Source organism: Desulforhopalus vacuolatus (assembly GCF_016918505.1).
Lineage (GTDB): Bacteria > Desulfobacterota > Desulfobulbia > Desulfobulbales > Desulfocapsaceae > Desulforhopalus > Desulforhopalus vacuolatus.
Genome location: NZ_JAFFPZ010000058.1, coordinates 1 through 6,142, shown reverse-complemented (window position 1 = coordinate 6,142; position 6,142 = coordinate 1). Strand labels below are relative to the sequence as shown.

Genomic DNA, 6,142 nt, shown 5'->3' with positions numbered 1-6,142 from the left:
ACTATTCAATTATCTTTTTTATTGCTCAGTGTCATTTATAATGATTCTGATTCAAGTTTGTGGCGACCATAGCGAGAAGGATCCACCCGTTCCCTTTCCGAACACGGAAGTTAAGCTTCTCTGCGCCAATGGTACTGCATGGGTGACTATGTGGGAGAGTAGGTCGTCGCCATTTTTTTTACGATAGAGTCCCGTAAGGTTTTTCCTTACGGGACTCTTTTTTTTTGCCAACGAATAAAGGCTCTAATAATGCGAATAAAGACAACGGCAAAAAGGAAAGGAACCACGGAATACACGGAATATTAGAGCGCAAAACGCTCAACCCCGACTTTCGGATGACTCCCAAAGTTGATTAATACTCCTGGTTTTAAATTTGTTACTTTAAAATAATTGATGTTTTCCGTGTCCTTCCGTGTTTTCCGTGGTAGCCAATCTTATTCTCAAATGTTTCTGCCTTTCTTCGCGTTCTTCGCGGTGAAAAATGCCTTACCGCCTTTTGCTTTTCCCTTTTTGCTTTTTTGCCTTTTTAAATGATTAATAATTCGTGTTTATTCGTGTCCATTCGTGGTTCCTTTTGTTTCTGCCTTTCCCTTTTTCCTGTCTCCCTTTTTGCCGTTGTCTTTATTCGCATAATTAGAGCTTTTATTCGTTGGCAAAAAGTTTTTCGCTGTTCCGTCTTTTGCTTTTCTTCGTGTTTCTTCGCGTTCTTCGCGGTAAAAATTGTTGTACCGTCTTTCGCTTTTGCTTTTTCCTTTCTCCCGTCTCCCCTTTCTCCCCCTATGTTCAAAAAAGAAAAGAAACGGTCAGCGCCGTCATCAGTTCGGCCAGTTCACACTGCGCTCCAAGGATGTCACCGGTAGCACCGCCAAGAACCTGAATGCTTTTGCGGCGCAGAAGTATAAACCCCAGCAGTATTCCGACAAACACAATGAGTCCGAGGTACCCGTAAATCAGACAAAGCGTGCCCACAAGAAACAACACAGCAATAATGGCGTGTTTCTTCGCACTACTACTGTAAAAAAGTCCCCCGATACCGCCTTCTCCCCGGGCATATTGCATCGTCCCTATAGAGAAAAGCATTGCACAGCGTCCGGCAAAGGGCATGAAAAAAAGTGTGGCAGGGAGTTCCGCAGCAGAGATGGAGAGAAGTGCGGCAAATTTGGCAAGCAGAAGAAGAATCAAAACAGCCGCTCCCATTGCCCCGATCCGGCTGTCTTTCATAATTTTCAGGCTTTGCTCACGACTCCGTGCCGAGAGTAAACCATCCGCACTGTCAGCAATTCCATCAAGATGCATGCAGTTTGAAACAAAAGCCAGATAACACAGCAAAACAATCGCGGTCACTGCCGGTGACGCAAACAACGTGAGTATCCAGGCAAGCAGAGCACCAACACCTCCGATCATCGCACCAACAGAGGGAAACCAGACAATACTGCTCCGTAAATGGGAAAAGTCCTCCTCCTGTCGCCATGAAAACGAAAAAATAGTGAGAAAACGCAGTGCGGCACAAAAGTCCACAATCTTATCCTGTATATGTAAAAACATTCTTCGCCTCCTTTATTTACGGGAACATCGAATATGAACGAAATACAAGGTTCTTTATAACTTCTCAAAAGTTATGGAAAAAGATAAAGACAAAAAGGGAGACAGGAGACGGGAAAAAGCAAAAGCAAAAACAAAAGACGGTACGACAATTTTTTCACCGCGAAGAACACGAAGAAAAACGGAACAGCGAAAAGATTTTTTTGCCAACGAATAAAAGCTCGAATCACACGAATAAAGGCATTTTATATAAAAGCGTAACTTCTTAAAGAAGCTATGAAACAAGACAAAGGCAAAAAGGAAAGGAACCACGGAAGACACGGAAAGCACGGAATATTAGAGCGCAAAACGCTCAACCCCGACTTTCGGATGACTCCCAAAGTTGATTAATACTCCTGGTTTTAAATTTGTTACTTTAAAATAATTGATGTTTTCCGTGTCCTTCCGTGTTTTCCGTGGTAACCAATCTTATTCTCAAATGTTTTTGCTTTTCCCCGTCTCTCGTCCTTCCCGCTTTAATTCAAAAAAATCTTTGCCCTTAAATCTTTTTCGCCTTTATTCGCATGATTAGAGCAGTTATTCGTTGGCAAAAAGTTTTTCGCTGTTCCGCCTTTCGCTTTTCCCTGCCTCCCGTCTCCTTTTTTGGCGATTACAAATGATTAATTATTCGTGTTTATTCGTGTCCATTCGTGGTTCCTTTTGTTTCTGCCTTTCTTCGTGTTCCTTCGCGTTCTTCGCGGTAAAAAATGCCTTACCGTCTTTCGTTTTTGCTTTTCCCTTTCTCCCGTCTTGCCCGCCTTAATTAAACAAAATCTTTGTCCTTAAATCTTTTTCGCCTTTATTCGCATAATTAGAGCTTTTATTCGTTGGCAAAAAGTTTTTCGCTGTTCCATCTTTTGCTTTTCCCTTTCTCCCGTCTCCCGTCTCCTTTCTCCCTTTTTTCCTTTTTTACCTTTCTTCGCAGTAAAAAATGCCTTACCGCTTTTCCGGCAAAGGCGACAGCTGGTTGAGAACAGCCAGAGCTCCCTCGACAAGATTCATCGCCACTGCCGCACCCGTTCCTTCTCCAAGACGAAAGTTGAGATCAAGCAGCGGTTTATGACAACCAAGGAATTTCTGCATCTCAGCGTGACCGGGTTCCACAGAACGATGAGAGAAGATCATATAATCTTTGGTCAAGGGTTCAAGTACGGCAGCGATCATTGCCCCTGCAGTAGAGATAAAACCATCCACCACCACCGGTTTCCGCTGAGAAGCCGCGCCGATAATCAGCCCGGCAATACCGCCAATCTCAAAACCGCCCACCTTGCTGAGTACATCAAGCCCATCCCCTGCTTCAGGCCTGTTCACAGTAAGAGCTTTTTCAACTACACGAATTTTATTTTCCAGCTGTTCATTGTTCAACCCACTTCCTCTGCCACAGAGTTCAGCAACACTTTTCCCGGTAATTGCAGCAACAACAGCCGCAGACGCTGTAGTATTGGCAATGCCAATTTCAGCTGTGCCAAAAATATCATATTCGCTGTTCTCTTCTGCCACAGAGATCCCGTTTTCCACGGCCTCCTGTGCCATAGAGCGACTCATGGCGGGACCAACAGCTATGTTGGCAGTACCCATACCAACCTTTTTGTTCACAAGCTTTCCTTCCTCCACCGCTTTGCTCATGTCTGCATCAATACCAAAATCAAATAATTTGACATCAGTTCGAGACTGGACGGAAAGAACGTTCATTCCAGCCCCCCCCCTTATCGCATTCCACGTCATCTGCTTCGTGACCACAGCCGGAAATTTACTCACGCCTTCTGCCACAACACCATGGTCAGCGATCATACAGGCGGTCAATTTTTTATTGATCCGAGGTCGGAAATCATCCATCATGCCTGCAATATCAACTGCAATATCAAGCAGATATCCATATTCCTGCTGAGGAGCAAACTGATTAAAACGAGCCGTAACACATTCCCGGGCTGCCATACTTTTGGGAGAAATCTTCGCTATACTTGTTTCAAGAACACTCATTATTATTTCCTTTGATTATAAAGTGAAAAACATTCCAAATATGAAAGAGATAAAGACAAAAAAGGAGAAAGGAGACGGGAGACAGGAGACGGGAAAAAGCAAAAGCGCAAGACGGTACGACAATTTTTTCACCGCGAAAACCACGAAGAAAGGCAGAAACATTTGAGAATAAGATTGGCTACCACGGAAAACACGGAAGGACACGGAAAACATCAATTATTTTAAAGTAACAAATTTAAAACCAGGAGTATTAATCAACTTTGGGAATCATCCGAAAGTCGGGGTTGAGCGTTTTGCGCTCTAATATTCCGTGTCTTCCGTGTCTTCCGTGGTTCCTTTCCCTTTTTGCTTTTCGCTTTTCTTCGCGTTCCTTCGTGTTCTTCGCGGTGAAAAAGGCCTTACCGCCTTTTGCTTTTCCCCGTCTCCCGTCTCCTGCCTCCCGTCCTTCCCGCCTTAATTAAACAAAATATTTGTCCTTAGATCTTTTTCGCCTTTATTCGCATGATTAGAGCAGTTATTCGTTGGCAAAAAGTTTTTCGCTGTTCCGCCTTTCGCTTTTCCCTGCCTTCCGTCCTTCCCGCTTTAATTCAAAAAAATCTTTGTCCTTAAATCTTTTTGGCCTTTATTCGTATGATTAGAGCAGTTATTCGTTGGCAAAAAGTTTTTCGCTGTTCCGCCTTTCCCTTTTCCCTGCCTCCCATCTCCTTTTTTGCCTTTTTTGGCAATTACGAATGAGTAATTATTCGTGTCCATTCGTGTCCATTCGTGTCCATTCGTGGTTCCTTTTGCTTTTGCTTTTGCCTTCCTTCGCGGTCTTCGCGTTCTTCGCGGTAAAAAAGGCCTTACCGTCTTTCGCTTTTCCCTTTCTCCTGTCTCCCGTCTCCCCTTCATTCCTCCGCAACTTCAGGGCGAATCCCAAGGATATGGCAGATTGCAAAAGTCATCGCGGCACGATTCAGCGTATAGAAATGGAAGTCTTTCACCCCCTCCGCACTCAGACTCCTCACCATATCAATGGCAATACTGGCTCCAACCATCTCGCGTGTGCCAGGGTCGTCATCCAGACCTCTGAAACGATCCGCTATCCATTCTGGAACATGAACATTGGTCATTTTCGCAAACCGTGCCAGCTGCTTGTAATTCGATATCGGGAGAATGCCGGGGACGATCTCAACATCAATACCGACAGCCGCACAGCGGTCACGGAAACGGAGATACGTCTCAACATCAAAAAAGAACTGCGTAATGGCTCTATTTGCCCCTGCATCAATTTTATTTTTTAAATTCACCAGATCCGCCTGAGCACTTTTGGCCTCGGGATGAACTTCTGGATACGCAGCAACCGAGATATCAAAATCAGAAACCTCTTTCAGCAGCTTGACGAGGTCCACCGCATACATGGGCGGTTTGTCACTGGAATCTGGAAGATCTCCCCGCAGAGCAACGATACGCTTGATTCCGATATCAGCATAATCCTTTGCTATGCGGCGCAATTCCTCCTTCGAAGTATCCACACAGGTCAGATGCGGAGCTGCCTCAATATCTGTATTTTGCTGAACCTGCCTGATAAGGTCATGGGTGCGGGATCTTTCACTGGCGTTTGCACCATAGGTGATAGAGACAAATTCAGGATGGAGCACTTTGAGTCGCTCAACCGAGGCCCACAATATTTTTTCCATGGCAGGAGTCTGAGGAGGAAAGAATTCAAAGGAGACTTTGATTCCTTTTAATTGTGTCATTTGATAATTGAGTTGATTTAGATACTGAGCAGGTTGAGTGATCATTTTTACTTCTCCTTGTTACACCACTGGACGTCATGTGGTCAGCTGATTTTTTTTTCAGAGACGATTTTCGCCTCAAACTCTTTTTTCAGGAAGTCGAGTATTCTCGCAGTTACACCATTTACATTTTGTATTGACCAGATAACGCAACTGCGTGGAAATCTTTTTTGGCGATTACGAATGGATAAACAGGCGAAAAAAGACAAAGACAAAAAGGGAGACAGGAGACGGGAGACGGGAGAAAGGGAAAAGCAACAGACGGCAAGACAAAGACCGGGTAGCCAGCGGAACACGCTAAACCCGCGAAAGTTTTTATTCGCATTATTCGAGCTTTCCTTTGGCAAAGAAATCTTTTCGCTGTTCCGTCTTTCACAAGAACAGCTCGAAACATCCTCATCCCACAACAAACGTCATCAGGTTTTGTTGCCCTGCTTTTTCCCGTCTCCTTTCTCCCGCCTCCCTTTTTCCATTTGCCTTTTTCGAGCTTTTATTCGTTGGCAAAAAGTTTTTCGCTGTTCCGTTTTTTGCTTTTTCCTGTCTCCCGTCTCCCTTTTTCTTTTTCCTTTTCTCTTTGCAGTATATTATTATACTATATGCTCACCATTCGCGTAAACTGAAAAACTATCCGGAATTACTCTCCAGGCCGGAATAGATTTCTGGTCCCAGACCAAGAAGTTCCAACATCCTTACTTGTAACGGTGAAAGTGGTGTGACATGGTGAAAGATTTGCCCGGCTAACTCGATGATCGTCAGAGTGATTTGGGAATAGGCCTTCAGGATTCTTTCCGCTGTTGGAGAAT

At 44.4% G+C, this 6,142-nt stretch carries 6 protein-coding genes and 1 rRNA gene; 2 read left to right on the top strand and 5 right to left on the bottom strand.

Going from position 1 to position 6,142, the window contains the following annotated elements:
• Positions 1 to 58 precede the first annotated feature (58 nt).
• A 5S ribosomal RNA gene (gene rrf / locus JWG39_RS15680) occupies positions 59 to 175 on the top strand.
• A 127-nt stretch (positions 176 to 302) separates the two neighbouring features.
• Here rrf and JWG39_RS17250 read toward each other — a convergent pair.
• The 4 genes from JWG39_RS17250 to cobT all read right to left on the bottom strand — a co-directional run bounded on the left by JWG39_RS17250 (position 303) and on the right by cobT (position 3,561).
• Entirely contained in the window at positions 303 to 395 is a 93-nt protein-coding gene (locus JWG39_RS17250) for a GxxExxY protein (RefSeq protein ID WP_369130651.1), read from the bottom strand.
• 388 nt (positions 396 to 783) lie between these two features.
• Complete coding sequence (gene cobS, locus JWG39_RS15675) at positions 784 to 1,545, bottom strand: adenosylcobinamide-GDP ribazoletransferase (protein WP_205220386.1); 762 nt, start codon at positions 1,543 to 1,545, stop codon at positions 784 to 786.
• 333 nt (positions 1,546 to 1,878) lie between these two features.
• Complete coding sequence (locus tag JWG39_RS17245; RefSeq protein WP_369130651.1) at positions 1,879 to 1,971, bottom strand: GxxExxY protein; 93 nt, start codon at positions 1,969 to 1,971, stop codon at positions 1,879 to 1,881.
• A 546-nt stretch (positions 1,972 to 2,517) separates the two neighbouring features.
• Positions 2,518 to 3,561 (bottom strand): nicotinate-nucleotide--dimethylbenzimidazole phosphoribosyltransferase, encoded by a 1,044-nt coding sequence (gene cobT / locus JWG39_RS15670; RefSeq protein ID WP_205220385.1) that lies wholly within the window; start codon positions 3,559 to 3,561, stop codon positions 2,518 to 2,520.
• Positions 3,562 to 3,772: 211 nt separating this feature from the next.
• Between cobT and JWG39_RS17240 the strand changes: the two genes are divergently transcribed.
• On the top strand, positions 3,773 to 3,865 hold the full coding sequence (locus JWG39_RS17240) for a GxxExxY protein (protein WP_369130650.1): 93 nt from the start codon (positions 3,773 to 3,775) through the stop codon (positions 3,863 to 3,865).
• 583 nt (positions 3,866 to 4,448) lie between these two features.
• Here the strand turns inward: JWG39_RS17240 and metF are convergent.
• Positions 4,449 to 5,345 carry a methylenetetrahydrofolate reductase gene (metF, locus tag JWG39_RS15665; RefSeq protein ID WP_205220384.1) on the bottom strand — a complete coding sequence of 299 codons (897 nt, stop codon included), beginning with the start codon at positions 5,343 to 5,345 and terminating at the stop codon, positions 4,449 to 4,451.
• Positions 5,346 to 6,142 lie beyond the last annotated feature (797 nt).